The sequence below is a fragment of the Pseudomonas sp. GT1P32 genome, assembly GCF_054897805.1.
This window is the reverse complement of sequence record NZ_CM142704.1, coordinates 2,130,592-2,155,916: the sequence shown is the minus strand read 5'-3', so window position 1 is coordinate 2,155,916 and position 25,325 is coordinate 2,130,592. Positions and strand designations below refer to the sequence as shown.

Below are 25,325 nucleotides of genomic sequence, written 5' to 3'. Positions count from 1 at the left end.
AAGTAGGGGTTGCGTCGCATGTGTGGCATCGTCGGTATCGTCGGTAAGTCGAACGTCAATCAGGCGCTGTATGACGCGCTAACCGTCCTCCAGCACCGCGGCCAGGACGCTGCCGGTATCGTGACCAGCCATGACGGCCGGTTATTCCTGCGCAAGGACAATGGCCTGGTGCGTGACGTGTTCCATCAGCGTCACATGCAGCGTCTGGTCGGTCACATGGGCATTGGCCATGTGCGTTACCCGACCGCGGGCAGCTCGACCTCGGCCGAAGCTCAACCGTTCTACGTCAACTCGCCTTACGGCATCACCCTGGCGCACAACGGTAACCTGACCAACGTTGAACAACTGGCCAAGGAGATTTACGAATCTGACCTGCGCCACGTCAACACCAATTCCGATTCGGAAGTGCTGCTCAACGTGTTCGCGCACGAACTGGCCCAGCGTGGCAAGTTGCAGCCTACCGAAGAAGACGTGTTTGCTGCCGTCACTGACGTGCACAACCGTTGCGTCGGTGGCTACGCCGTCGTGGCGATGGTGACCGGTTACGGCATCGTCGGTTTCCGCGACCCGCACGGCATCCGCCCGATCGTTTTCGGTCAGCGTCACACCGACGAAGGCGTCGAGTACATGATCGCCTCCGAAAGCGTGTCCCTGGACGTGCTCGGTTTCACCCTGATTCGCGACCTGGCACCGGGCGAAGCGGTCTACATCACTGAAGACGGCAAGCTGCACACCCGTCAGTGCGCGACCAACCCGTCCCTGACTCCGTGCATCTTCGAACACGTCTACCTGGCGCGTCCGGACTCGATCATCGACGGCGTCTCGGTTTACAAGGCCCGTCTGCGCATGGGTGAGAAACTCGCCGAGAAGATCCTGCGCGAGCGTCCGGAGCACGACATCGACGTGGTCATCCCGATTCCGGACACCAGCCGTACCGCCGCGCTGGAGCTGGCGAACCACCTGGGCGTCAAGTTCCGCGAAGGCTTCGTGAAGAACCGTTATATCGGTCGGACCTTCATCATGCCGGGCCAGGCTGCACGGAAAAAATCCGTACGCCAGAAGCTCAACGCCATCGAACTGGAATTCCGCGGCAAGAACGTGATGCTGGTGGATGACTCGATCGTTCGCGGCACCACTTGCAAGCAAATCATCCAGATGGCCCGTGAAGCTGGCGCCAAAAACGTCTACTTCTGCTCCGCGGCACCGGCTGTTCGCTACCCGAACGTCTACGGCATCGACATGCCGAGCGCTCACGAGCTGATCGCCCATAACCGTTCGACCCAGGACGTTGCGGATCTGATCGGCGCAGACTGGCTGATCTATCAGGACTTGCCTGACTTGATCGAAGCGGTTGGTGGCGGCAAGATCAAGATCGACAAGTTCGATTGCGCGGTGTTCGACGGCCAGTACGTGACCGGCGACGTCGACGAGGCTTACCTGAACAAGATCGAGCAGGCACGCAACGATGCCTCCAAGGTCAAGACGCAGGCAGTCAGCGCGATCATTGATCTGTACAACAACTGAGTAACTACCGGCCCTGAGGGGCCGGTTTTGTATCTACTAGAACAGGGCAAGGAGTGACAGCATGAGTCAGGATTGGGATGCCGGTCGGCTGGACAGCGACCTCGAAGGCGTAGCGTTCGATACCCTGGCCGTACGCGCCGGTCAGCACCGCACGCCGGAAGGCGAACACGGTGATCCGATGTTCTTCACTTCCAGCTATGTATTCCGTACCGCCGCCGACGCGGCCGCACGTTTTGCCGGGGAAGTGCCAGGCAACGTTTACTCGCGCTACACCAACCCGACTGTGCGCGCGTTCGAAGAGCGTATTGCCGCGCTGGAAAGCGCCGAGCAAGCCGTGGCCACTGCCACTGGCATGGCCGCGATCATGGCGGTGGTGATGAGCCTGTGCAGCGCCGGCGACCATGTGCTGGTCTCGCGCAGCGTGTTCGGTTCGACCATCAGCCTGTTCGAGAAGTACTTCAAGCGCTTCGGCATCGAAGTCGATTACGTGCCTCTGGCGGACCTGTCCGGCTGGGATGTGGCGATCAAGGCCAACACCAAATTGCTGTTTGTCGAATCGCCGTCCAATCCGCTGGCCGAGCTGGTGGATATCGCCGAACTGGCGAAAATCGCTCACGCCAAAGGCGCGATGCTGGTGGTCGACAACTGCTTCTGCACGCCTGCACTGCAGCAGCCGCTGAAGATGGGCGCGGACATCGTCGTGCACTCGGCGACCAAGTTCATCGACGGCCAGGGCCGTTGCATGGGCGGCGTAGTGGCCGGTCGCAGCGAGCAGATGAAAGAAGTGGTCGGTTTCCTGCGCACCGCCGGGCCAACCCTGAGCCCGTTCAATGCCTGGATCTTCCTCAAAGGCCTCGAAACCCTGAGCCTGCGCATGAAGGCGCACTGCGCCAATGCCCAGCAACTGGCCGAGTGGCTGGAGCAGCAGGACGGTATCGAGAAAGTCCATTACGCCGGCCTGAAAAGCCATCCGCAGCACGCGTTGGCGCAGCGTCAGCAGAAAGGCTTCGGCGCCGTGGTGAGTTTCGAGGTCAAGGGCGGCAAAGAGGGCGCGTGGCGCTTTATCGATGCAACCCGGTTGATTTCGATCACCGCCAACCTTGGCGACAGCAAGACCACCATCACCCATCCGAGCACCACCTCCCACGGCCGTCTGGCGCCGCAAGAGCGTGAAGCAGCGGGTATTCGTGACAGCCTGATCCGCATTGCGGTCGGTCTGGAAGACGTGGCCGATCTGCAGGCTGATCTGGCGCGCGGGTTGGCTGCCTTGTGATCGAGTTGTCCACGCCGACTACCGGTTCCAATGGTCGCGTCGCACTGGTGACCGGTGCTGCGCGGGGCATTGGTCTGGGGATCGCGGCCTGGCTGATCAGCGAAGGCTGGCAGGTGGTGCTGACGGACCTGGATCGGGTGCGCGGTTCGAAAGTGGCGAAGGTGCTGGGCGACAACGCCTGGTTCATCGCCATGGACGTCTCGAACGAAGGGCAGGTGGCGTTGGGCATCGCCGAAGTGCTGGGGCAGTTCGGGCGTCTGGATGCGCTGGTGTGTAACGCGGCAGTGGCCGATCCGCACAACATGACGCTGGAAAGCCTTGATCTGGCTTACTGGAATCGGGTGCTGGCGGTAAACCTCAGTGGGCCGATGCTGTTGGCCAAACACTGTGCGCCGTACCTGCGTGCTCACAGCGGTGCGATCGTCAACCTGGCCTCGACCCGCGCCGGGCAGTCGGAACCCGACACGGAGGCCTATGCGGCGAGCAAGGGCGGTCTGCTGGCCTTGACTCATGCCTTGGCAATCAGCCTTGGGCCGGAAATTCGCGTCAACGCTGTCAGTCCTGGCTGGATCGATGCGCGAGACCCTGGGGTGCGGCGTGCCGAACCCCTCACTGAAGCCGACCATGCGCAGCATCCGGCGGGCAGGGTAGGGACGGTCGAGGACGTGGCGGCGATGGTTGCCTGGTTGCTGTCGAAGAATGCGGGTTTCGTCACGGGCCAGGAGTTTGTGGTCGATGGCGGCATGACCAAGAAGATGATTTACAGCGAATAGCAGTGCGGGGGCGGCCTTCTGCATTGATGCCGAATGTGCCGGCCTCTTCGCGAGCAGGCTCGCTCCCACATTAAAAATGCGCTCCACTGTGGGAGCGAGCCTGCTCGCGAAGCGGTCTGACGGCCGCGGACATCCCCAGGGATGACACGATTTTGTCTTTTTCAGAAAAACTTCAATCCTGCTATTGACTTAGCTTCGTTAGGTGCGTAAATTTCGCGGCCTCAGAGAAGCAAAGGGTGATTAGCTCAGCTGGGAGAGCGTCTGCCTTACAAGCAGAATGTCGGCGGTTCGATCCCGTCATCACCCACCACTTCTTGAGACTCTTGCGAAAGCAGGAGGGAAGCTGAAAAGCCTCCACCGACGCGCAGCGGTAGTTCAGTCGGTTAGAATACCGGCCTGTCACGCCGGGGGTCGCGGGTTCGAGTCCCGTCCGCTGCGCCATATTTTCCGAGTCAGGTTCGCCCTGATTCGAGATTGAAAGAGAAACTGAAAAGTCTCGGAGCTTTCAATCAGACGAGTTAGGACGCAAGTCCAAAGCGATACGCAGCGGTAGTTCAGTCGGTTAGAATACCGGCCTGTCACGCCGGGGGTCGCGGGTTCGAGTCCCGTCCGCTGCGCCATATCTGCCTCAAGGCCCACTGAACGCCTTGGAGCTACGAAGAAGCCTCTGGTGATCTTCGAGTCGATAGCAAAGACCCTGGTCGAAAGACCGGGGTTTTTTGTGTCTGAAATTTGGCTTTTATGCCGCTTCACGCTTACCCATATGACCTTTCTGCACGTCCGCTGCATAAAGGGCTTGGTTCAACGCGCGGACATTAATTAGAATCACTCTCATTTACGATAACTCCTTGGCACAGGGCTTCTTGAGATGAGTGATGCAGCGATGCCGAAGGAGCAAACCCTTCACGACCTGTACCGCGATCACCGTGGCTGGCTGGAAGGCTGGTTGAGAAGGCGCATGGGCAACGGCTGTGATGCGGCGGATTTGAGCCAGGATACGTTCCTGCGCGTGCTCGCCAGCTCCCAGCGCATCGCTGACTTGCAAGAGCCTCGTGCCTATCTGCTGACCGTCGGCAAACGCCTGCTGAGCAACTTCTACCAACGTCGCAGCCTTGAACAAGCCTATCTGGCCGCGTTGGCGTCGATGCCCGAAGACTGCGCGCCATCACCTGAGCAGCGCTGGCTGCTGCTGGAAACCCTGCAGGCTCTGGATGAGCTGCTCGACGGACTGCCAAGGGCGGTGCGCCGGGCGTTTCTCTGGAGTCAGCTCGAAGGCTTGAACTACCAGCAAATTGCCGAGCGTCTGCAGGTGTCGGAGCGCACTATCAAACGTTACATGGCGCAAGCCTACGAGCATTGCCTGTTGGTGGAACTGTGAACAGTCAGTCTTCATCCGATCCCCGTCAGGCCGTCCGGGCTGCCGCGCAATGGCTAGCGTTACTCGAGTCTGGCGGCGCCAATGAGCAGGACCGCGCGAACTTGCAGCGTTGGCGCGACACCTGCGCCAGTCACGAGCAGGCCTGGCAGAAGGCCCAGGCTTTGCGTCAGCGTTTCGCCGATCTGCCGTCGGCGTTGGCGCTGAGCAGCCTGGACCGCCCTGATCCGGGCCGACGCGCAGTGCTGAAGCGCGCATTGGGCGCCGTGGCGTTGGTGCCAGCGGCCTGGCTGATCAGTCGACAATTGCCTCTGGACGTCTGGCGTGCCGACCTGCACACCGCCACAGGCGAGCGCAAAACGGTGCAGCTCGCCGATGGCAGTTCCTTGCAACTCAACACCGCCAGCGCCGTCGATGTGGATGTGCAGAACCGCCGCGTGAAGTTGATCGAGGGCGAACTGTCGCTGAAGGTTCCGGGCATTGCGCCGCTGACGATCCAGACGAAGTTCGGCAACGTTATCCTCAGCCAAAGCGAAGTCTGCGTGCGCCAGGAGGCAGGCGGCTGTCGGGTGTCGGTGTTCAACGGTTCCGTGCAGTTGCAGCCCCTGCATGGGCCGGCACTGGCATTGCGCGAGGGGCAGCAGGTCAGCCTTGAAACGACGGGTGCCGGCGCGATCACGCCATTCGATGCGCTTGCACCGGGTTGGCGTGAAGGCGTGCTGATGGCTAACAACCAGCCGCTGGGGGATTTCCTGCGCGAACTCGGCACTTACCGGCCGGGCGTTCTGCGCTGGGAGCCTGAGCTGGAAACCCTGCGTGTCACCGGCAGTTTCCGTCTCGACGACACGGATCGCGTCCTCGCATTGCTCGCGGCCAGCCTGCCGCTGGAGGTGCATTCCCGAACCCGCTACTGGGTCACGTTGCTGCCGCGCAAAAATAGTGTGTAAAGCCTGTCCCCTTTTTTCGACTCGCTTGTCATTCAAGGCATGTGAACGAATCAAGAGAGCAATTCCAATGCCTGCACCTTGTTATCCGCGTCTGCGTCCGTTGTTGCACCTGAGCCTGTTGTTGGGCCTGAGTGCCAGTCCATTGTTCATAACCGCAAGCTGGGCCGAAGACAGTGCCCGACGCAATTATCAGGTACCTGCCGGCAGCCTGAGCGATGCGCTGACCCGTTTCGCCGGGCTGTCCGGGGTCAATCTCTCGGTTGACCCGGCGCTGGTCAGCGGTCGCAACAGCAACGGTCTGTCCGGCGAATACGCGGTCGAGGAGGGCTTTGCGCGACTGTTGCAGGGTTCCGGTCTGCAGTTGCAAGCGGTCGGCGAGCAGGCGTACATCCTGACCCCGGCGCCAGAAGGCAGCAGCCTGCAACTGGCCCCGACCTCGATTCTCGGTGCCAGCGGCGGAGCGGATGGCGAGGTGTATGCCGGCGGTCAGGTTGCGCGTCGCGGTTCGCAAGGTTTGCTGGGCTCGAAAGACTTCATGGAAACGCCGTTCAGCATGACCACCTACACCAGCGAGGCGGTCAAGAACTTGCAGGCGCGTACCCTGGGCGAACTGATCGCCAGCGATCCTTCCGTTCGCGCCACGAACCCGGCCGGTGGGCGATATGAGCAGTTCACCATTCGCGGGTTCAGCCTGTTCAACAGTGATGTCGCCTACAACGGCCTCTACGGCGTTTTGCCGACCTATACGATCGACATGGAGATGGCCGACCGCGTCGACATTCTCAAAGGCCCGAGCCAGCTCATCAACGGCATCTCGCCGCGAGGTGCCGTGGGTGGCGGGATCAACGTGGTGCCCAAACGCGCGACCGACAAGCCGATCACTTCGTTTACCGGCAACTACGCGTCCGACAGCCAGACCGGCGGTGCCGTGGATATTGGCAGGCGCTTCGGTGAGGACAACAAGTTCGGCATTCGTTTCAACGGCGTGAAGCAGTCCGGCGACACCGAATGGGATCACCAGAATGTCGACCGCGAGATGGCCGTGCTGGGTTTGGATTTTCGCGGTGAGCGTCTGCGACTCTCGACTGACCTGGGGCGTACCGAACGCGATACCGACGCCCCGCAGGAGCGCGTGCAAGTTGGCGCCAACGCACAGGTTCCGCATGCCAGCGATGTCCGCCACAACTATGCGCAGCCCTGGAGCAAGGCGAGTACCAACGACACGTTCGGCACGGTGAACGGCGAATTCGATGTCAGCGATAACGTGATGCTGTACGGCGGTGTAGGCGCGCGCGAAAGTAATCATGACTTCCTCCGTCATGCCGTTTCGGTCACCAACAACCGGGGCGACTTTAGCGTTCAACCGCGTGACTTCACCCGTGACGAAAGTGTCCGGACGGCTACCGCCGGGGTGCGCAACTGGTTCCACACCGGGCCCGTGAGCCATGAGGTCAACCTGGCAGCCAGCTATTTCTACATGGATTTCGAAAATGGCGGCGCCCGTTATGCCACGGCCAACAGCAATCTCTATAACCCGGTGGTAACACCGACGCCTGTCAGGCCCACTCGACTCGATTCGAAGGTCTACACCGAGAACCGCTTCAGCGGTCTGGCGCTGTCCGACACGCTGGGGTTCTTCGATGATCGCTTGTTGCTGACCCTCGGCGCCCGCTGGCAGCGGGTGAAGGTTGACGACTGGACGGACGATGTCAAAGGCGACACGGCTTACGATGAAGAAAAGGTTTCGCCGTCGGGCGGCATCCTGTTCAAGGCTACCGATAAGCTGTCGCTGTACGCCAACTACATGGAAGGCTTGAGCCAGGGCAAGATCGCGCCATCGACTTCGGTGAACGAGGATGAAATCTTCCCGCCGTTCATCAGCCGGCAGGTCGAGGTCGGCGCCAAGTATGACGCGGGTGCGTTCGCCGTGACCGCCGCAGTGTTCCGGATCAAGCAGCCGGCCTATGAAACCAACGCCACGACGCGCGTCTTCGGCCCGAACGGCAAGCGTCAAAACGAGGGCGTGGAACTGAGCGTGTTCGGTGAACCGCTCAAAGGTTTCCGCCTGCTCGGCGGTGTCATGTACATCGACAGCGAGTTGACCCACACCACCAACGGCACCTTCGACGGTAACCGCGCGCCGGCGACGCCGAAATACAACGTCAACCTCGGCGCCGAGTGGGATGTGCCGACCTTGCAGGGGCTGACCCTGACCAGTCGCGGCATCTATTCCAGTTCGCAGTTTCTGGACCAGTCCAACGTCAAGGAAATCGATTCGTGGGAGCGTTTTGATGTAGGCGCCCGCTACGCGTTCAGGGTCGAGGAAAAGAACATCACCTTGCGCGCCAACATCGAGAACGTGGCGGGCAAGCGCTACTGGAGTTCGGCCGGCGCGTCGGATGACAGTGAGCCGGGATTGACGCTGTCGACGCCGCGCACGTACTTGCTTTCGGCGACTGTCGATTTCTGAAACGGACCTGTGGGAGCGAGCACGCTCGCTCCCACAAAATATTGCGGTATTGCTTAGTAACCGAACTTGTCTCGCAATCCGTAGTACCAGGCGCCCAACGCCGCAAACGGCGTGCGCAGCAATTGCCCGCCGGGGAAAGGGTAGTGCGGCAAGTCGGCAAACGCGTCAAAACGCTCAGCCTGACCGCGCAACGCTTCGGCCAACACTTTGCCCGCCAGGTGCGTGTACGTCACGCCGTGGCCACTGCAACCCTGGGAGTAGTAGATGTTGTCGCCCAGGCGTCCGACCTGCGGAAGACGCGACAGGGTCAGCAGGAAGTTGCCGGTCCAGGCGTAATCGATCTTCACGTCCTTGAGCTGCGGGAAGGCCTTGAGCATCTTCGGTCGGATGATCGCTTCAATATTCGCCGGGTCGCGCGCGCCGTACACCACGCCACCGCCGAAAACCAGGCGCTTGTCGCCGGTCAGGCGGTAATAGTCGAGCAGGTAGTTGCAGTCTTCGACACAGTAATCCTGCGGCAACAGGCTCTTGGCCAACGCTTCGCCCAATGGCTCGGTGGTAATCACCTGCGTTCCGCACGGCATCGACTTGGCCGCCAATTCCGGCACCAGATTGCCGAGGTACGCGTTGCCCGCCACGATGATGAACCTGGCCCTGACCCTGCCCTGAGGTGTGTGCACTACCGGGGTTGCGCCGCGCTCGATGCGCACCGCCGGCGACTGCTCATAGATAGTGCCGCCCAGCGACTCGACCGCTGCTGCTTCGCCGAGTACCAGGTTCAGTGGATGTATGTGCCCGCCGCTCATGTCGAGCATGCCGCCAACGTATTGCTCGCAGTTCACCACTTCACGAATGCGGCGTTGATCCATCAGCTCAAGCTGCGTATGACCGAAACGCTCCCACAGACGCTTCTGCGATTCCAGATGGCCCATCTGCTTGGCGGTGATTGCGGCGAATACGCCGCCGTCCTTCAGGTCGCACTGGATATTATATTTGGCGACCCGCTCACGAATGATTCGCCCGCCCTCGAACGCCATCTGCCCCAACAACTGCGCCTGTTTGGGGCCGACAGTGCGCTCGATGACATCGATGTCGCGGCTATAACTGTTAACGATCTGGCCACCGTTACGACCCGATGCACCGAAACCCACCTTGGCGGCTTCCAGCACCGTGACCTTGAAACCGTTCTCCAGCAGAAACAGGGCAGAGGACAGACCGGTGTAACCGGCACCGATCACACAGACATCAGTCTCTACATCACCCTGCAAGGCCGGGCGCGGCGGAACCGCATTGGCCGATGCGGCGTAGTAGGACTCTGGGTAGGGGGTGTTCGCCATCCTGCTGCCTCTGTTTAATATATTTTACGAGTGCATCGATCCTACCCGAGTTAAAAATCGACCGCCAGCCACCGCAAAATCTTCCTTGCAGCCGCGAAATTAAATATTTTGCATATTCATAGGGTTAGCTCGAAAAAAGGTGTTGACACCCCTCCGGAATTCCGTAGAATGCCGCCTCACAGCAGGCACGTAGCTCAGTTGGTTAGAGCACCACCTTGACATGGTGGGGGTCGTTGGTTCGAGTCCAATCGCGCCTACCAAACAAAATCCGCTCTGCTGGGCGGTCTAGAAGGGCTCACCGAAAGGTGAGCCCTTTTTTGTTGTCTGCGATTTGCAAAGCCCTCGCCGCGCTACATCATCAGGTCGGCTCTGACCTTCATGTAAGCCGTAGGCTTACATTTGTCGGAAGATCAAAAGCCAAGACCTGGAGCCTTCGATGATTACTGAGCAACTTGATTAAAAGTTTTTCGGATGTCGGTGCCGAGTATTTCGGTGATCTTTTGATAGCCTTCAAAGTTTGGATGGACTGCGTTATCCCAGAAATAGCTTTGGCTGTTTGGAAGCTTCCTGAACTCGGAGCCCAAATCGATTACTTTGCAGTCGCATCCCTCGCCATTCCACGCAAGCAATAATCTGTTCACTTCCTCATTGCGTGCATCATGTTCGTCAAGCCGGGGAAGCAGCGTAGAAATGATGACCTGTCCGCCTTTTTCGCTCAGTGCTTTCGCGATCACTTTCAAATTTTCAACTGTTTTTGGTGGCGCCCAAAAATTCCAATCGTTTGTTCCTGCAAGCACAAAGTAATAATTGGATGGTTTGATTTTGTCCAGGCGGTCAATTATTTGCTGGGTATTGTTGCCGCCTTCACCGGCATGGCCATAACCAACCACATCGGTGTGAGGCCCTACAAACTGCACTCCAGGCAACTCTGGGGCGAGTAGGCAACGGAAATACCGGCCGTAGCTCCACCAGGTAATCGAGTCGCCTACCATCGTCAGGGTTTTAGCGTTTTTCACGGGTTCTGTTTTAAGGGCGTAAAACTCGTAGATTCCGGGCTTTTTCGGAGCTTTTCCGGATTCCCACTCAACGTTCCCGATATAAGACACCCCGTCAATCAGGAAGGCCTCGCCCAGACGGAATCTCGCAGATGACTTGCCGGAATCCATTTCATAAAGAGTGTCAAAGTCGAACACTGCATTCTTGCCAGTGATGTCGCCGGTCTCCGGTGAGAATTTGATCGCGTCGGATTTCAGCTTTTTCGTCTCAAAAGACCCAATCAAGGTTTTCCCGACGATGGTCGTGGGTTGCATCTCACAGGCTGCTTGCGCCGTAGAGGCGCACAGCATGAGGAAAAATATAATTTTGCGCATTGGAGCTATCAGATCCGTGCCGAATGATGGGCGGGAGTCTACAAGCAGAGTGATCGGATGTCTGTCACATAGCTACCATTGCAAGCCAATGCAGCGCCGACCTGAGTGACGATCTTCATTGCACCTGCTTGCACCTCGCGAGTGACCTTGTTTTCTGTTCATCGTTTGCGTCGTCCGTGCGGGAGGACTGGCAAGCTACGCGGGTTCAAACGATAGCGGCTAGGTAGGCAATCCCCGATTTAATGGGCTACTACTGACAGGCTGATCCAACTCAAACCTGACTGGAGAATCTCGATGCTTGCCCACTGGTTTTTTGCGGCGATTCATCTCTTGGCGTTCGCCCTGGGTTTCTGGGCCGTACTGACCCGCGGCAGCGCTTTTCGGCGGTTGGCCGCTGGGATGGGTGAGGCGCGTAGCGTCTTGATTGCAGATAATCTGTGGGGCATTTCAGCGGTCATTCTGCTGATCACCGGTGGGATGCGAGCCTTTGCCGGGTACGAAAAGGGCACTGATTACTATCTTCACCAGCCGCTGTTCCATCTGAAGATGACGCTTTTCGTTCTCATTCTGCTGCTTGAAATCGCGCCGATGATCACCCTGATCAAATGGCGGATTGCGCAGGCGCGGGGCGCAGCCATTGATGCCAGTCGTGCGAAGCTGTTCGCGCGGATCAGCCATATCGAAGCGCTGCTGGTGATGTTGATGGTCGTGGCGGCCACGGGCATGGCGCGGGGAGTGACGTTTGGTTAGCCGAGTACGAATGCATACTTCCCCAGGCTTAATCCGAAACGTCCGACAGCCATGACGTGAGACATGCCGGTAGTATCGGCTTCACGTTCGTGGGTGGGGGGATGCAGGAGTGATTGCTGTGCGTGAATCTTTAGCCAGCCGTGGTTCGGGGGCGAACAGGCTGGCTACTGACTGCAGCAGGATTCAGGATTGCGGCTTGTCCGGGGCGGTCAGGCCTGCCTGAATGCGCTGATAGATTTCTTCGCGGTGCACCGCAACGTCTTTCGGGGCGTTGATGCCAATTCTGACTTGCTGGCCGCTTACGCCCAGAATGGTGATCGTAATGTCATCGCCAATATTTATGCTTTCACCGACTTTGCGGGTGAGTATCAGCATGGTCTTCTCCTTGATTGCTTTGTAGGGCACCTGATTCGGACAGTGCAGAGGTCGGTGGTATGTATAGATTAGTGCGAAGTCTCACGGTTTGGGTGCCTCTTTCTGACGCGCAGATGCTGCATTAATTCCCAAGGCGTAACTATACAGAGGCCGCCTCCATGATTCTCGTTGTTTTGCGCCCATTTTGCGGCACTCGAGAAGTATTCATGGGTGTTAAAATCTCCGCTTTCAGCATTCAGAGGGAAGCGTTGTGCGCAAAATGGCTTTGGTAATCGCAGTACTGGCATTGGCGGGATGCGGTGAGGATAAGCGCGCTGATGCGCCAAAGCCGCAGCCAGCCGTGGCGGCAGCACCGGCGGCGGTATCTGCGCCGCAGTGGGATCTGGAAGTGCGAGGTGAAATAACCCAGGCTGTCAGCGACCTGAGCGGCTGGCTGATCGAGCACAGTTTCGTTTCCAGCGTGGTCAAGGAAAATGGCAAGACCCGCATCCTGATGGGGCCATTCAATTCCAAAGCCGAAGCTGAAGCCAAGCAGGAAGAGGTGCGCGCGGCGCTGACCCGGGCGAAAAAACAGAACATCGAACTGCTGGTCATCGAGCATCCGGTGACTCAGTAAGGCCTCATCGGTCGCCCAAGCGCCTCGGTGCCCGCACGATTGAAAACGAAAAAGGCCTGGGGCATTCAACCCCAGGCCTTTTTGTTTTCAACAAGTGTTTAACCGCACGCTTTCATGTCCACCGGCCCGACAAACTCGTTGCCGCGCCCCATCACGCACGCCACGCTCTGATTGCGCTGACGTTCCCAGGCCTGTACCGGATAGGTTTTGTTCCATGCTTCGTACAGTTGCAGATCCTGTTTCGACAGGCGCAAACCGTACTGCTTGCTCATGTAAAAGTACGTCCGGGCGATCATGCCGCGAATAGAAGGGCGGGGCATGACCTTTTTTGCCTTGAAATCAACCTGGGTCAGGCACGAACCGTATTGACCCGATTGCTCCGGTAACCAGCCAAAACTGAAATTGCTGCGATCGCCATTCACCTCGCCGATGCTCGGCACCAGGTTATGCAAGTCGGCCTCGGCCTTCTGGTAGGTCGGGTCGTAGCGCGTGCAGTTCTTGCGTCCGCCTTCCTGCCAGCACTGGCGCTGATGGCCGATCTGCCAGGCCGGGACGATGTGTTCCCACTCGATGCGCGAAGCGCGCTTGGCATTTTTGCGTGGCACATAACCGCAGGCCGACAGGTCCACCTTGTTGCCGGTGTATTTACAGCCGCAATAGAACTCGGTGGATTGCGGGGCGTACAGCTTCCAGGCGACTTTCTTGGCTTCATTGAAGGTGCGCGGGGCGTCAGCTTGCGCGCCCATCGCGAAGAGCAAAAACAGCAAAGCAAAAAAACGGACACTCATTGACTCAATCTTCCTTCGGCACAACCCAGAAAATCTGCACACCGCCATCGTCGCGGTAGGCGAGGGTGACGTTGTCGTTTTCGTCGATTTCTTCGAGTAGTTGCTCCCACTCATCCACTGGCTCGTCCGGAAGTCGGAAGATCAGGGCCGCTTTGGCTTTCTGAGCGGTGGGGGAGTTGATGATTTTCTGAACGCGCATACCCATGCGTACATAGGCATCAGGAGAGGCAGAGGTGGTGGCCACGGAATTGTCCTTATTAAGCTGTACGTGCATACAGTATTTAACTGTAGGCATTTTCGCAACTGCTTAAAATTCAAGAAAATCCTCTGACAGCAGTTTTTCCCGATTGGTGTAGGACGAAGAAGATTTTTTTATCAGGCAGAGACCACTCGCCACGGCTGGCGAGTGGTGAAAGCGGTGCCCGACCGGGACCGGTCGGGCGAGGGCGAATCAGTATTCCCAGAACATCCGTTGCAGCTCTTTGCTGTCATTGGTCTTGGTCAGCGCGACCATGGCCAGGATGCGGGCCTTCTGTGGGTTCAGGTCATGGGCCACAACCCAGTCGTACTTGTCGTCTGGCTGTTCGGCGTTACGCAATACGAAGCCACCGGCGTTGACGTGGGAGGAACGAATGATTTGCACGCCATCCTTGCGCAGGGCTTGCAGGGCTGGAACCACGCGCGAAGACACCGAACCGTTGCCGGTACCCGCGTGGATGATGGCTTTGGCGCCGGATTGAGCCAGCGCTTTGTAGGCGGTATCACTCACGTTGCCGTAGGAATAGGCGATTTCGACGTCAGGCAGGCTCTTGATGTTCTTGATGTCGAACTCCGAGTCCATGGTGTGGCGCTTGGCCGGCAGGCGGAACCAGTAGGATTTGCCTTCGACCACCATGCCAAGAGGACCCCAGGCACTTTTAAACGCCTCGGTCTTGATGTTGATCATCTTGCTGACGTCACGACCCGACTGGATTTCATCGTTCATGGTCACCAGCACGCCTTTGCCGCGCGCGTCTTTGCTGCTGGCCACGGCCACGGCGTTGTACAGGTTCAGCATGCCGTCTGCGGACATCGCGGTGCCTGGGCGCATGGAGCCCACGACGATGATCGGTTTGTCGGTTTTTTCCACCAGGTTCAGGAAGTAGGCCGTTTCTTCCAGGGTGTCGGTGCCGTGGGTGATGACGATGCCGTCGACGTCTTTGCTGTCAGCCAGTTCGGCCACGCGACGACCCAGTTGCAGCAGGTTGTCATTGGTAATGCTTTCGGAGGCGATCTGCATGACCTGTTCGCCGCGAACATTGGCCAATTGGCTCAGTTCCGGAACGCCGGCGATCAGCTGTTCGATGCCGACTTTCGCCGCTTGATACGTCGCGCTGTTGGCGGCGCTGGCGCCCGCGCCGGCAATGGTGCCGCCGGTGGCCAGGATCACCACGTTCGCCAGTTTCTGTTTGGTTTCGACTTCTTTTGCCTGAAGGGCTGTCGGAAGGAGCAGCAGGAGGGCCAAGGCGCCCGGAACAAAAGTCTTGAAAGCAGATGTCATTATTTTTCTCTCTAGTAGTGAGACGGTGCGGATGCAGGTTCATCTAGATGCGCCCCGGACAGATCTGAATGTCTGGGGTGAATGAGAGGGAGCAGGATCTGTACCAGTCATACCTGGAAATGAAAAATAGCTTTAACCCAATGATTTGTATCAATTATTCGGACTGTGTTGAGCGAGGTTTAAACGTCCTGTTGTCCGGTTTTCCGAATATGTTTGTTATTTGCGTTCGGCTCTCCGAAAAGGGCTACGGCTTCTGTTGAACAGGTCTTCTTGCCAGACGGAAAATCATTGCTAAAGAAACCTGCGCGCAGGTCGATGCTTGTCTGAAGGATTTTTTTTTTCAGGAGTTCACATGTCTTTTTCGATCGGTTTTCCCAATGCAGGCGCAATCACCATCGGTGGCAAATCCACCGCAACGATCAACGCCTTGAGCGAATCAACTTCCGAGGCTTCAAAACTGGCGTTGGGTACCGAGGAGGAGGGTGGCGCAACCAAGGTCCGGACCGGCGGCGCGGTGATCGAAACAAAAACGGAAAGTGATAGCGAAAGCGGTAGCGACCAAAGCATTGTGGTGAAGATGCTGCTCAAGCGTATGCAGGAACTGCAGCAGCAACTGCGCGAACAACAGCAACAACTGGCGGCGGCTCAAGTGGCGAGTTACCCGACACCGGAAGCCAAGACCGCTGTCGTCATGTCGATTCAAGGGCAAGTTGCCAACACCAGCGGGGCGCTGGCGGAAGTCACAGGCAATCTGGTCAAGGAACTGGCCAAGAGCTCCGGCTCGGGTGGTGTGATCAGCACCACGGCATAAGCGGTTTTGTTACCGCAAGCACAAACCGTATTTTTCGGTCGTTGACAAATAGCGGCAGGGTTCGCATAGTTCGGTCTACGCAAACGTTTGCGCGGCACTGCCGATGGCTTGTGCCATCGGTTTACGCGGTGAAACTTATGCCAGCGCAAGCGTTGCTCAGAATAATCATAAGATCGGAGTGAACCCATGAAGCTGCCATTCGCTGGACGTCTTCTCGCTGTCGCTATGCTGGCTGCCGCATCCGCCGCGTTGCCTGTCTCCTCGGCCTTCGCCGACACTGAAAAACCCAAAGTCGCGCTGGTCATGAAATCCCTGGCCAACGAATTCTTCCTGACCATGGAAGACGGCGCCAAGGCCTACCAGAAAGATCACTCCGCCGATTTCGACCTGATCTCCAACGGCATCAAGGACGAAACGGACACTGCGGGCCAGACGCGTATCGTCGAGCAAATGATTCTGGCCAAGGTCAATGCACTGGTCATCGCACCCGCTGACTCGAAGGCCATGGTCCCGGTGATCAAGAAAGCCATCGACGCCGGCATCACCGTGGTCAACATCGATAACCAGCTGGACCCAGCGGTCGTCAAAAGCAAAAACATCAATGTTCCGTTCGTAGGCCCGGACAACCGCAAAGGCGCGCGTCTGGTGGGTGAGTACCTGGCCAAGCAACTGAAGGCCGGTGACGAAGTCGGCATTATCGAAGGTGTGTCCACCACCACCAACGCCCAGGCTCGCACTGCAGGCTTCAAGGATGCGATGGAAGCGGCGCAGATCAAGGTCGTGTCCCTGCAATCCGGCGATTGGGAAATCGATAAAGGCAACAAGGTCGCGGCGTCGATCCTCAGCGAATACCCGCAAGTCAAAGCCCTGCTGGCCGGCAACGACAGCATGGCCGTCGGCGCAGTGTCTGCCGTGCGTGCCGCGGGCAAGGCCGGCAAGGTGCAAGTGGTCGGTTACGACAACATCAACGCCATCAAGCCGATGCTCAAGGATGGCCGTGTCCTGGCCACCGCAGACCAGTTCGCTGCCAGGCAAGCCGTGTTCGGCATCGAGACGGCGCTGAAGATCGTCAAGGGTGAGAAAGTCGACAGCGGCACCAACGGCGTGATCGAAACTCCGGTAGAGCTGGTTACCAAGTAGTCCTTCTGGCGACGCAACGGTGCTCGCCCGTCCGGGCGAGCGCATGGAGAGTTTTTATGTCTGTTTGCGCTCCGAACGCTGTCCTCTCGGTCAGCGGTATCGGCAAGACCTACGCGCAGCCTGTCCTCACCGGTATCGACCTGACGCTGATACGCGGCGAGGTGTTGGCGCTGACCGGCGAGAACGGCGCCGGCAAAAGCACGCTGTCGAAGATCATTGGTGGATTGGTCACGCCGACCACCGGCCAGATGCAATTCCAGGGGCAGGATTACCGCCCTGGCAGCCGTACCCAGGCTGAAGACCTGGGCATTCGCATGGTCATGCAGGAACTCAATCTGTTGCCGACCCTGTCGGTAGCGGAAAACCTGTTTCTCGATAACCTGCCCAGCAACGGCGGCTGGATCAGTCGCAAGCAATTGCGCAAGGCCGCGATCGAAGCCATGGCTCAGGTCGGGCTCGACGCGATCGACCCGGACACCCTCGTCGGCGAACTGGGCATCGGTCATCAACAGATGGTCGAGATCGCCCGCAACCTGATCGGCGATTGTCATGTGCTGATCCTCGACGAACCGACCGCGATGCTGACGGCCCGTGAAGTCGAAATGCTGTTCGAGCAAATCACGCGCCTGCAAGCTCGTGGCGTGTCGATCATCTATATCTCCCATCGCCTCGAAGAGCTGGCGCGGGTGGCTCAGCGCATTGCGGTGTTGCGCGACGGCAATCTGGTTTGTGTCGAGCCGATGGCCAACTACAACAGTGAGCAATTGGTGACCTTGATGGTTGGCCGTGAACTCGGTGAACACATCGACATGGGGCCGCGCAACATCGGCGCGCCGGCGTTGACGGTCAAGGGCCTGACCCGCTCCGACAAAGTGCGCGACGTCTCCTTTGAGGTGCGTGCCGGGGAAATCTACGGGATTTCCGGTTTGATCGGGGCAGGGCGCACCGAGTTGCTACGCCTGATTTTCGGCGCCGACACAGCGGACAGCGGCACGGTTGCGCTGGGTTCGCCGGCACAGGTCGTGAGTATTCGTTCGCCGGCGGACGCTGTCGGTCACGGCATTGCCCTGATCACCGAAGACCGCAAGGGCGAGGGCTTGCTGCTGACGCAATCGATCAGCGCGAATATTGCCCTGGGTAACATGCCGGTGATTTCCAGCGGCGGTTTCGTCAACAACGGTGACGAGATGTCGCTGGCCCAGCGTCAGATCGACGCCATGCGCATCCGCAGTTCCAGCCCGACGCAATTGGTCTCGGAGTTGTCCGGCGGCAATCAGCAGAAGGTCGTGATCGGCCGTTGGCTGGAGCGCGACTGCTCGGTGTTGCTGTTCGATGAGCCGACTCGCGGCATCGACGTCGGCGCCAAATTCGACATCTATGCACTGCTCGGTGAGCTGACTCGTCAGGGCAAGGCGCTGGTGGTGGTGTCCAGCGACCTGCGTGAACTGATGCTGATCTGCGACCGCATCGGCGTGCTGTCGGCGGGGCGCCTGATCGAGACCTTCGAGCGCGACAGCTGGACCCAGGATGACTTGCTTGCCGCTGCTTTTGCCGGCTATCAAAAACGTGATGCGCTGCTCAACGAAGCAGCGCCTAGGGATCTTCCATGAAAACTGCAACATCTGCCGGTAAACGTAGTGGCAATTTTTACGGCCTCGGCACCTATCTGGGCCTGGCCGGTGCCTTGCTGGCGATGGTCGCGCTGTTCTCGGTCCTGAGCAGCCATTTTCTGTCTTACGACACGTTCAGTACCCTGGCCAACCAGATTCCGGACTTGATGGTGCTGGCGGTCGGCATGACGTTCGTGTTGATCATCGGCGGCATCGACCTGTCGGTGGGCTCGGTGCTGGCGCTTGCGGCGTCAACGGTCAGCGTGGCGATTCTCGGCTGGGGCTGGAGCGTATTGCCGGCAGCATTGCTCGGTATGGCGGCCGCCGCATTGGCGGGGACGATCACCGGTTCGATCACCGTGGCGTGGCGGATTCCTTCGTTCATCGTCTCCCTCGGCGTGCTCGAAATGGCTCGTGGTGTGGCGTATCAGATGACCGGCTCGCGCACCGCCTATATCGGTGATGCCTTTGCCTGGCTGTCCAATCCGATTGCCTTCGGCATTTCGCCGTCGTTCATCATTGCCTTGCTCATCATCTTCGTTGCCCAGGCAGTGTTGACTCGCACGGTGTTCGGTCGCTACCTGATCGGCATCGGCACCAACGAAGAAGCCGTGCGTCTGGCGGGGATCAATCCCAAACCCTACAAGATTCTGGTGTTCAGTCTGATGGGGCTGCTGGCCGGGATTGCCGCGCTGTTTCAGATTTCCCGCCTGGAGGCGGCGGACCCGAATGCCGGTTCTGGCCTGGAACTGCAAGTGATCGCTGCGGTAGTGATCGGCGGCACCAGCCTGATGGGCGGGCGCGGCTCGGTCATCAGCACGTTTTTCGGGGTGTTGATCATCTCGGTACTGGCGGCCGGTCTGGCGCAGATCGGCGCAACCGAACCGACCAAACGCATCATCACCGGCGCGGTCATCGTGGTGGCGGTGGTGCTTGATACCTATCGCAGTCAGCGCGCAAGCCGGCGGACCTGAGTCATGGCAACAATCAAGGATGTGGCAGCGCTCGCGGGGATTTCCTACACCACGGTTTCCCATGTGGTGAACAAGACCCGGCCCGTCAGCGAAGAAGTGCGGATCAAGGTCGAAGCGGCAATCAAAAGTCTCGACTACGTGCCCAGTGCCGTGGCCCGCTCATTAAAAGCCAAGACCACCGCGACCATCGGTCTGCTGGTGCCCAACAGCCTCAACCCATACTTCGCCGAACTGGCGCGCGGCATCGAGGATTACTGCGAGCGTAATGGCTATTGCGTGATCCTCTGCAACTCCGATGACAACCCGGACAAGCAACGCAGCTATCTGCGCGTATTGCTGGAAAAGCGCATTGACGGGCTGATCGTGGCGTCGGCCGGTGGGGACGCCGTGCTGGCTGAGGGGCTTGCGGGCGTGCGCACGCCGATGGTGATAGTCGACCGTGGGCTGGAAGGGGTTGATGCGGATCTGGTACGCATCGATCACGAGTACGGCGCTTATCTGGCAACCCGCCATCTTCTGGAGTTGGGGCATCGTGACATCGCCACCATTGGCGGGCCGGCCAGTACCAGCGTCGCGCAGATGCGTCTGGCGGGTTATTGCCGCGCGCTGAAAGAGGCGGGCGTTGAAGTGCCTCGCGAGCGCATGCTCGAAAGCGATTTCACCAGCACCGGCGGTTACAGCGCCGCCGCGATTCTGTTGGAGAAGAATCCGCCCAGCGCCATCTTCGCCGGTAACGACATGATCGGCATCGGCGTGTTGCGCGCCGCCGCCGAGCGCAATATTCGTGTGCCGAGCGAGCTGTCGGTGATTGGCTTCGACGATATCCAGATGAGCCGTTATGTCTACCCGGCGCTGACCACCGTGGGCCAGTCGATCCTGCAACTCGGCGAGATGGCGGCCGAAGTGCTGTTGCGCAGAATCGCCACCCCGGCCATGGCCACCGATCAACGGATCGTGACGCCCAGTATTGTGCTGCGCGAATCGACTGCGCCGCTGGCCGGTGTGTTTGCCCACTTCCGTTAAACAGAAAGCACCGTTGAAATTGCATTTATGAGTAGTGATGTATGCCAGCAAAAGTAGTGGTGATAGGCAGCCTGAACATGGACCTGGTGACCCGCGCGTCACGGTTGCCCCGTGGCGGTGAAACGCTGATTGGCGAGTCGTTTGCCACGGTCTCCGGCGGCAAGGGTGCGAATCAGGCGGTTGCTGCGGCGCGACTGGGTGCGCAAGTGTCGATGGTCGGTTGCGTCGGCAGCGACGCCTATGGCGAGGAGCTGCGTGGAGCGCTGTTGGCCGACCGTATCGATTGCCAGGCAGTCAGCACCGTCGACGGTGCCAGCGGTGTGGCGTTGATTGTGGTCGATGACAACAGCCAGAACGCGATCGTGATTGTCGCCGGTGCCAACGGTGCGCTGACGCCAGCAGTGATTGACCGCTTCGATGCGGTGTTGCAGGCGGCGGATGTGATCATCTGTCAGCTCGAAGTGCCGGATGCCACGGTCGGCCATGCGCTCAAGCGCGGTCGTGAACTGGGAAAAACCGTGATTCTCAACCCGGCGCCCGCCAGCCGACCGTTGCCGGCAGACTGGTATGCGGCCATCGACTATCTGATCCCTAACGAGAGCGAGGCCTCGGCCCTTAGCGGTGTGCCGGTGGATTCGCTGGAAACCGCCGAAGTCGCGGCGACCCGATTGATCGCCATGGGGGCCGGCAAGGTGATCATCACCCTCGGTGCGCAAGGCTCGCTGTTTGCCAATGGAAGCAGCTTCGAACACTTTCCAGCGCCGAAGGTAAAGGCGGTCGATACCACGGCGGCGGGCGATACCTTTGTCGGCGGTTTTGCTGCCGCACTGGCCGCCGGCAAAAACGAGGCGCAAGCGATCCGTTTCGGCCAGGTCGCTGCGGCGCTGTCAGTGACCCGTGCCGGCGCGCAACCCTCGATCCCCACTTTGTCCGACGTACAGGCCTTTAAAGCACCATGAAAAAAACACCGTTGCTCAACATCGCGCTGTCGCGACTGATCGCTTCCCTGGGACATGGCGACATGGTCGTGATTGGCGATGCCGGCCTGCCGGTTCCGCCGGGTGTCGAACTGATCGACCTGGCCTTGACCCACGGCGTTCCGGATTTCATCAGCACGTTGAAGGTTGTGCTCAGCGAAATGCAGGTCGAAAGCCACGTGTTGGCCCAGGAGATTCTGGACAAACAGCCGTCGGCGCTGGTGACACTGGATGAGCTGAATGCCGAAGGTGCGCTGGGTCGGCGTGAGCTGCTCAGTCATGACCAATTCAAAGTCCTGAGCCGACAGGCGCGGGCGATTGTTCGTACAGGCGAATGTCAGCCGTACTGCAACGTCGTGCTGGTGGCCGGGGTCACGTTCTGATTCGTTTTCGTCTGTCTGCTTTTCCACGCACAAGGAGTGCGCTATGTACCGCTATGCTCAGAAACTGCACCATCTGCTCCGGAGTCTGCTGCTTTTGTCCCTGATTACCGCAACAAGCGCCCAGGCGGCGGACAAGATCGACTTGATCATCGACACCGACCCGGGTGCCGACGACGTGGTTGCTTTGCTGTTTGCGCTGGCGTCACCAGAAGAACTGAGCATCCGCGCGTTGACCACCGTCGCCGGCAACGTGCGTCTGGACAAGACCTCGCGTAATGCGCGGCTGGCCCGCGAGTGGGCGGGGCGCGAGGATGTGCCGGTTTATGCCGGTGCGCCGAAACCGCTGATGCGTACGCCGATTTATGCCGAGAACATTCACGGTAAAGAAGGCCTGTCGGGCGTCACTGTGCATGAGCCGAAGCAAGGTTTGGCAAAGGGTAATGCGGTCAATTACCTGATCGACACCTTGAAAACCGCCAAACCCCACAGCATCACCATCGCTATGCTCGGTCCACAGACCAACCTGGCGCTGGCGCTGATCCAGGAGCCCGAGATCGTTCAGGGCATCAAGGAAGTGGTGATCATGGGTGGTGCTCACTTCAACGGTGGCAACATCACCCCGGTGGCCGAGTTCAACCTGTTCGCCGACCCGCAGGCAGCTGAAGTGGTGCTGAAAAGTGGCGTCAAACTAACCTATCTGCCATTGGACGTGACCCACAAGGTCCTTACCAGCGAAGCGCGCCTGAAGCAGATCGCCGCACTGAACAATAATGCCAGCAAGCTGGTGGGCGATATTCTCAACGAGTACGTCAAAGGCGACATGGAGCACTACGGTCTTCCGGGTGGCCCGGTGCATGACGCCACCGTCATTGCCTACCTGCTCAAGCCGGAGCTGTTCACCGGCCGTTCGGTCAATGTGGTGGTTGATAGTCGCGAAGGCCCGACCTTCGGTCAAACCATCGTCGACTGGTATGACGGCCTGAAAGCGCCGAAAAATGTGTTCTGGGTTGAAAGTGGTGATGCTCAGGGATTCTTCGACCTGCTGACCCAGCGTCTGGCTCGTCTGAAGTAAGTTGTACACCCGCAGGTGCCAGCCTGCGGGGTTACTCCCTTTCGTTGTATTCAGCGCCCTTGTAGTCGGCCGGGTACTTCTCGAATATCTGCGCGATGAAGGATTGCGCCGCTTCAGTCCCCAGCTCCTTGACCAATAGATCGATACCAATGATTGCCAGCTCCTCCGGACTGCCCGGGCTGTAAGAGCTGTGGCCTTGTGGCCACTTGGCTTTGATGTCGGCGTCGATGCTTACGGTGGTCATGTTGGCGCTCGTGAATTCGGGAAAGTCTGGGTGTGAGTTAAGCATTTTGCGGGGCGTTTGGCACTCCGACTTAGGCATGAGGGGAAGGCTATGCGACACTTGGTTTTTGATGATTTTTCAAGGACCGTGCTGTGCAGATTGATTTGAACTCTCCTGACGGCTTGACCCTTGAGGCGGTGCGCCAGCTGCTGGCCTCTGCCAGTGATGATGAGCACACCCAATTGCGGGTGACCAAGGGCGGCATCGCTTACATTTCATCGGGTGTCGTAGGTGGCACTGACATCGGCGGGCTGCTGTTTCGTCTGGAGACGTGGGCCAAGGGCTCGGGGTATGTGGGGTTGGTCGCGGCCAGTGACGAGGTGTGGGTCATGCAGATCTTCAATGCGCTGAAAGAGAACTGGCCATCACCACCATTCGATTACATCGATATTTATTGAGCGCAGGTCATATTCAGTCACGATTGCGGGGTGAATGACCGGGAGTGCTCAGGCAAACTCGCCGCTTGTCCGGGTCGAGGGTAGGGCGCTGGCGCTGCCTGTGAAACCAAACGCCAGATTGGCGGTCGCACGATCTCAGCTTAACTATTGAAAAAAGGAGGCTTCATGCCTTGGAAGCTCGCGTCATTGGGTACTTTGTTGGCCGCTAGTCTGCTGGCAGGTTGCAGCAGCACATCTACCGAATCGGCAACAGACCCTGTCACGACGACGGATACCGGCCACAGTCGTTGCGAAGCAAAGGCTGCCGAATTCACCATTGGCAAAAAGGCTTCGCCCGCGCTGCTGGAACAGGCGCGTGTTCGCGCAGGCGCGCAGAATGCCCGTATCCTCAAGCCTGACGATATGGTGACGCTGGAGTACCGCTCCGACCGCTTGAACCTGAACACCGATGCCAACCTGGTGATCACGCGCATCAACTGCGGCTGATAGCGTCCGGCTTTTGTTCCACCCATAAAAAACCCCGTCACATGGACGGGGTTTTTTTAGTGCGCCAAGAAATTACTCTGGGCGAACTTGAGCAGCTTGCATACCCTTTTGGCCTTTCTCAGCCACGAAGGAAACAGTCTGGCCTTCTTTCAGGCTTTTGAAACCGTCGCTTTCGATAGCTTTGAAGTGTACGAACAGGTCGTCACCGCCACCTTGAGGAGTGATGAAGCCGAAGCCTTTTTCATCGTTGAACCATTTAACGGTGCCGGTTTGGCGATTAGACATGGTGTATCTCCAAGAAACATATATTTTCAGTAGTACTGTGCTGCTCAGGCCAACTGGGCACACCGGGGTATCATAGTCGAAATGTTCGCTTTGGGAGCCCCCCGGACGTGCTGTTTGCCCTACAGTCGCGCTTTCTTTGTTGCCTGATGTGGCTGAAAGCCCCGATTTAAAAGGCTTTCAGCCGAAAGTAAAGACGATAAAAAAACCTGTAAAACCTGCATAAATTGTCGAAAAAGGCGGTTTTCAGATGCCTTTTGTCGGCACCAAACCCTTTTTTGACACCTTGTCGGGCTTATTTTTTCTGCGGATTATTGGCCTTGCACTTGGAAATTTGGGTCAGGGCCTGTTGTTTCAGGGCGTCACTGGCCTGGTTGTCCATCAACGACTGAATGTCGCTGGCCGGGTATGACTTGATGGCATCGGCACCACAAGCGCAGTGGGCTTTTGCCGCTGCAGCGCCGATCTGAGGGGTTGCCGCTTGAGTGCACTGAGCCATGTATTTCTCGCGCTCGCCCTTCGGCCAATCGGCATGGGCGGCCAACGGCAGCAACAGGACGATGGGGGCGACTACTGCGAACAAACGATTCAGACGCATGCTGGGATGCTCCTTGTGGGTCAATGTCTTGTTATCTGAGGGGTAAAGCGGGGTTCAAGTTCAGCACTCTGGCATAAAAAGGACTGATTTGCCCCAGCAGAAAACCTCGGCACCGCGACGACCGTTCATCTGTGCTAGCATGCCTCGCTC

At 58.7% G+C, this 25,325-nt stretch carries 27 protein-coding genes and 4 tRNA genes; 22 read left to right on the top strand and 9 right to left on the bottom strand.

Going from position 1 to position 25,325, the window contains the following annotated elements; genetic code table 11:
• Window positions 1-18 precede the first annotated feature (18 nt).
• From purF to ACYZUC_RS09770, 9 genes are all read left to right on the top strand, one after another.
• Entirely contained in the window at window positions 19-1,524 is a 1,506-nt protein-coding gene (purF, locus tag ACYZUC_RS09810; RefSeq protein ID WP_046026886.1) for an amidophosphoribosyltransferase, read from the top strand.
• A 61-nt stretch (window positions 1,525-1,585) separates the two neighbouring features.
• Window positions 1,586-2,797 carry an O-succinylhomoserine sulfhydrylase gene (locus ACYZUC_RS09805; RefSeq protein WP_461995384.1) on the top strand — a complete coding sequence of 404 codons (1,212 nt, stop codon included), beginning with the start codon at window positions 1,586-1,588 and terminating at the stop codon, window positions 2,795-2,797.
• Complete coding sequence (locus tag ACYZUC_RS09800; protein WP_461995382.1) at window positions 2,794-3,570, top strand: SDR family oxidoreductase; 777 nt, start codon at window positions 2,794-2,796, stop codon at window positions 3,568-3,570. Before ACYZUC_RS09805 ends, ACYZUC_RS09800 begins: the two co-directional genes overlap by 4 nt.
• A gap of 234 nt (window positions 3,571-3,804) precedes the next feature.
• Window positions 3,805-3,880 (top strand) — tRNA-Val (locus tag ACYZUC_RS09795).
• A 54-nt stretch (window positions 3,881-3,934) separates the two neighbouring features.
• A tRNA-Asp gene (locus tag ACYZUC_RS09790) sits at window positions 3,935-4,011 on the top strand.
• 102 nt (window positions 4,012-4,113) lie between these two features.
• A tRNA-Asp gene (locus ACYZUC_RS09785) sits at window positions 4,114-4,190 on the top strand.
• A gap of 248 nt (window positions 4,191-4,438) precedes the next feature.
• The gene (locus ACYZUC_RS09780) at window positions 4,439-4,948 is read left to right on the top strand and encodes a sigma-70 family RNA polymerase sigma factor (protein ID WP_461995381.1); all 510 of its coding nucleotides are present in this window, start codon (window positions 4,439-4,441) and stop codon (window positions 4,946-4,948) included.
• Complete coding sequence (locus tag ACYZUC_RS09775) at window positions 4,945-5,892, top strand: FecR domain-containing protein (RefSeq protein ID WP_461995379.1); 948 nt, start codon at window positions 4,945-4,947, stop codon at window positions 5,890-5,892. Before ACYZUC_RS09780 ends, ACYZUC_RS09775 begins: the two co-directional genes overlap by 4 nt.
• Window positions 5,893-5,959: 67 nt before the next feature.
• Window positions 5,960-8,362, top strand: coding sequence for a TonB-dependent siderophore receptor (locus ACYZUC_RS09770; RefSeq protein ID WP_461995377.1), 2,403 nt, complete (start codon window positions 5,960-5,962; stop codon window positions 8,360-8,362).
• Between the two features lie 53 nt (window positions 8,363-8,415).
• On the opposite strand, the gene ACYZUC_RS09765 is transcribed toward ACYZUC_RS09770, so the two are convergent.
• The gene (locus ACYZUC_RS09765; protein ID WP_461995375.1) at window positions 8,416-9,699 is read right to left on the bottom strand and encodes an NAD(P)/FAD-dependent oxidoreductase; all 1,284 of its coding nucleotides are present in this window, start codon (window positions 9,697-9,699) and stop codon (window positions 8,416-8,418) included.
• Window positions 9,700-9,882: 183 nt separating this feature from the next.
• On the opposite strand from ACYZUC_RS09765, the gene ACYZUC_RS09760 reads away from it, so the two are divergent.
• A tRNA-Val gene (locus ACYZUC_RS09760) sits at window positions 9,883-9,959 on the top strand.
• A gap of 180 nt (window positions 9,960-10,139) precedes the next feature.
• On the opposite strand, the gene ACYZUC_RS09755 is transcribed toward ACYZUC_RS09760, so the two are convergent.
• Window positions 10,140-11,069 (bottom strand): SGNH/GDSL hydrolase family protein, encoded by a 930-nt coding sequence (locus ACYZUC_RS09755; RefSeq protein WP_461995374.1) that lies wholly within the window; start codon window positions 11,067-11,069, stop codon window positions 10,140-10,142.
• Between the two features lie 294 nt (window positions 11,070-11,363).
• Here ACYZUC_RS09755 and ACYZUC_RS09750 point away from each other — a divergent pair, with 294 nt between their 5' ends.
• Window positions 11,364-11,819, top strand: a complete 456-nt coding sequence (locus ACYZUC_RS09750; RefSeq protein WP_461995372.1) for a DUF2214 family protein — start codon at window positions 11,364-11,366, stop codon at window positions 11,817-11,819.
• Window positions 11,820-12,002: 183 nt separating this feature from the next.
• On the opposite strand, the gene csrA is transcribed toward ACYZUC_RS09750, so the two are convergent.
• On the bottom strand, window positions 12,003-12,194 hold the full coding sequence (gene csrA, locus ACYZUC_RS09745; RefSeq protein WP_008028241.1) for a carbon storage regulator CsrA: 192 nt from the start codon (window positions 12,192-12,194) through the stop codon (window positions 12,003-12,005).
• A 250-nt stretch (window positions 12,195-12,444) separates the two neighbouring features.
• Here csrA and ACYZUC_RS09740 point away from each other — a divergent pair, with 250 nt between their 5' ends.
• The gene (locus ACYZUC_RS09740) at window positions 12,445-12,810 is read left to right on the top strand and encodes an SPOR domain-containing protein (RefSeq protein WP_008037578.1); all 366 of its coding nucleotides are present in this window, start codon (window positions 12,445-12,447) and stop codon (window positions 12,808-12,810) included.
• A 98-nt stretch (window positions 12,811-12,908) separates the two neighbouring features.
• Here the strand turns inward: ACYZUC_RS09740 and ACYZUC_RS09735 are convergent, their stop codons facing one another.
• From ACYZUC_RS09735 to ACYZUC_RS09725, 3 genes are all read right to left on the bottom strand, one after another.
• Complete coding sequence (locus tag ACYZUC_RS09735; protein WP_461995370.1) at window positions 12,909-13,598, bottom strand: endonuclease; 690 nt, start codon at window positions 13,596-13,598, stop codon at window positions 12,909-12,911.
• A gap of 4 nt (window positions 13,599-13,602) precedes the next feature.
• Window positions 13,603-13,893, bottom strand: a complete 291-nt coding sequence (locus ACYZUC_RS09730) for a DUF1654 domain-containing protein (protein WP_008037577.1) — start codon at window positions 13,891-13,893, stop codon at window positions 13,603-13,605.
• 156 nt (window positions 13,894-14,049) lie between these two features.
• Entirely contained in the window at window positions 14,050-15,138 is a 1,089-nt protein-coding gene (locus ACYZUC_RS09725) for an asparaginase (RefSeq protein WP_392887108.1), read from the bottom strand.
• Window positions 15,139-15,490: 352 nt separating this feature from the next.
• Between ACYZUC_RS09725 and ACYZUC_RS09720 the strand changes: the two genes are divergently transcribed.
• The 8 genes from ACYZUC_RS09720 (at window position 15,491) to ACYZUC_RS09685 (ending at window position 23,128) form a co-directional block, all read left to right on the top strand.
• Entirely contained in the window at window positions 15,491-15,949 is a 459-nt protein-coding gene (locus tag ACYZUC_RS09720; RefSeq protein WP_461995367.1) for a hypothetical protein, read from the top strand.
• A 186-nt stretch (window positions 15,950-16,135) separates the two neighbouring features.
• Window positions 16,136-17,089: a sugar ABC transporter substrate-binding protein gene (locus tag ACYZUC_RS09715; protein ID WP_008028234.1), complete on the top strand. Its 954-nt coding sequence runs from the start codon at window positions 16,136-16,138 to the stop codon at window positions 17,087-17,089.
• 56 nt (window positions 17,090-17,145) lie between these two features.
• Window positions 17,146-18,699, top strand: a complete 1,554-nt coding sequence (locus tag ACYZUC_RS09710; protein ID WP_461995365.1) for a sugar ABC transporter ATP-binding protein — start codon at window positions 17,146-17,148, stop codon at window positions 18,697-18,699.
• The gene (locus tag ACYZUC_RS09705; protein WP_280163459.1) at window positions 18,696-19,673 is read left to right on the top strand and encodes an ABC transporter permease; all 978 of its coding nucleotides are present in this window, start codon (window positions 18,696-18,698) and stop codon (window positions 19,671-19,673) included. The genes ACYZUC_RS09710 and ACYZUC_RS09705 overlap by 4 nt, the downstream gene beginning before the upstream one ends.
• A 3-nt stretch (window positions 19,674-19,676) precedes the next feature.
• The gene (locus tag ACYZUC_RS09700; RefSeq protein WP_192226380.1) at window positions 19,677-20,696 is read left to right on the top strand and encodes a LacI family DNA-binding transcriptional regulator; all 1,020 of its coding nucleotides are present in this window, start codon (window positions 19,677-19,679) and stop codon (window positions 20,694-20,696) included.
• Window positions 20,697-20,737: 41 nt separating this feature from the next.
• Window positions 20,738-21,655, top strand: coding sequence for a ribokinase (gene rbsK / locus ACYZUC_RS09695; protein ID WP_461995363.1), 918 nt, complete (start codon window positions 20,738-20,740; stop codon window positions 21,653-21,655).
• Window positions 21,652-22,056, top strand: coding sequence for a D-ribose pyranase (gene rbsD, locus ACYZUC_RS09690; protein WP_008037567.1), 405 nt, complete (start codon window positions 21,652-21,654; stop codon window positions 22,054-22,056). The genes rbsK and rbsD overlap by 4 nt, the downstream gene beginning before the upstream one ends.
• Window positions 22,057-22,099: 43 nt before the next feature.
• Window positions 22,100-23,128: a nucleoside hydrolase gene (locus tag ACYZUC_RS09685; RefSeq protein ID WP_461995360.1), complete on the top strand. Its 1,029-nt coding sequence runs from the start codon at window positions 22,100-22,102 to the stop codon at window positions 23,126-23,128.
• 31 nt (window positions 23,129-23,159) lie between these two features.
• Here ACYZUC_RS09685 and ACYZUC_RS09680 read toward each other — a convergent pair whose 3' ends face one another.
• Window positions 23,160-23,372 (bottom strand): hypothetical protein, encoded by a 213-nt coding sequence (locus tag ACYZUC_RS09680; RefSeq protein ID WP_461995358.1) that lies wholly within the window; start codon window positions 23,370-23,372, stop codon window positions 23,160-23,162.
• 131 nt (window positions 23,373-23,503) lie between these two features.
• On the opposite strand from ACYZUC_RS09680, the gene ACYZUC_RS09675 reads away from it, so the two are divergent.
• The gene (locus ACYZUC_RS09675; protein ID WP_008023976.1) at window positions 23,504-23,809 is read left to right on the top strand and encodes a hypothetical protein; all 306 of its coding nucleotides are present in this window, start codon (window positions 23,504-23,506) and stop codon (window positions 23,807-23,809) included.
• 165 nt (window positions 23,810-23,974) lie between these two features.
• Window positions 23,975-24,295 carry an I78 family peptidase inhibitor gene (locus ACYZUC_RS09670; RefSeq protein WP_008037562.1) on the top strand — a complete coding sequence of 107 codons (321 nt, stop codon included), beginning with the start codon at window positions 23,975-23,977 and terminating at the stop codon, window positions 24,293-24,295.
• Window positions 24,296-24,367: 72 nt separating this feature from the next.
• Here the strand turns inward: ACYZUC_RS09670 and ACYZUC_RS09665 are convergent, their stop codons facing one another.
• Together ACYZUC_RS09665 and ACYZUC_RS09660 are read right to left on the bottom strand one after the other, a co-directional pair.
• Entirely contained in the window at window positions 24,368-24,580 is a 213-nt protein-coding gene (locus ACYZUC_RS09665; protein ID WP_003179963.1) for a cold-shock protein, read from the bottom strand.
• 292 nt (window positions 24,581-24,872) lie between these two features.
• Window positions 24,873-25,175, bottom strand: a complete 303-nt coding sequence (locus ACYZUC_RS09660) for a hypothetical protein (protein WP_192226388.1) — start codon at window positions 25,173-25,175, stop codon at window positions 24,873-24,875.
• Window positions 25,176-25,325: the final 150 nt, after the last annotated feature.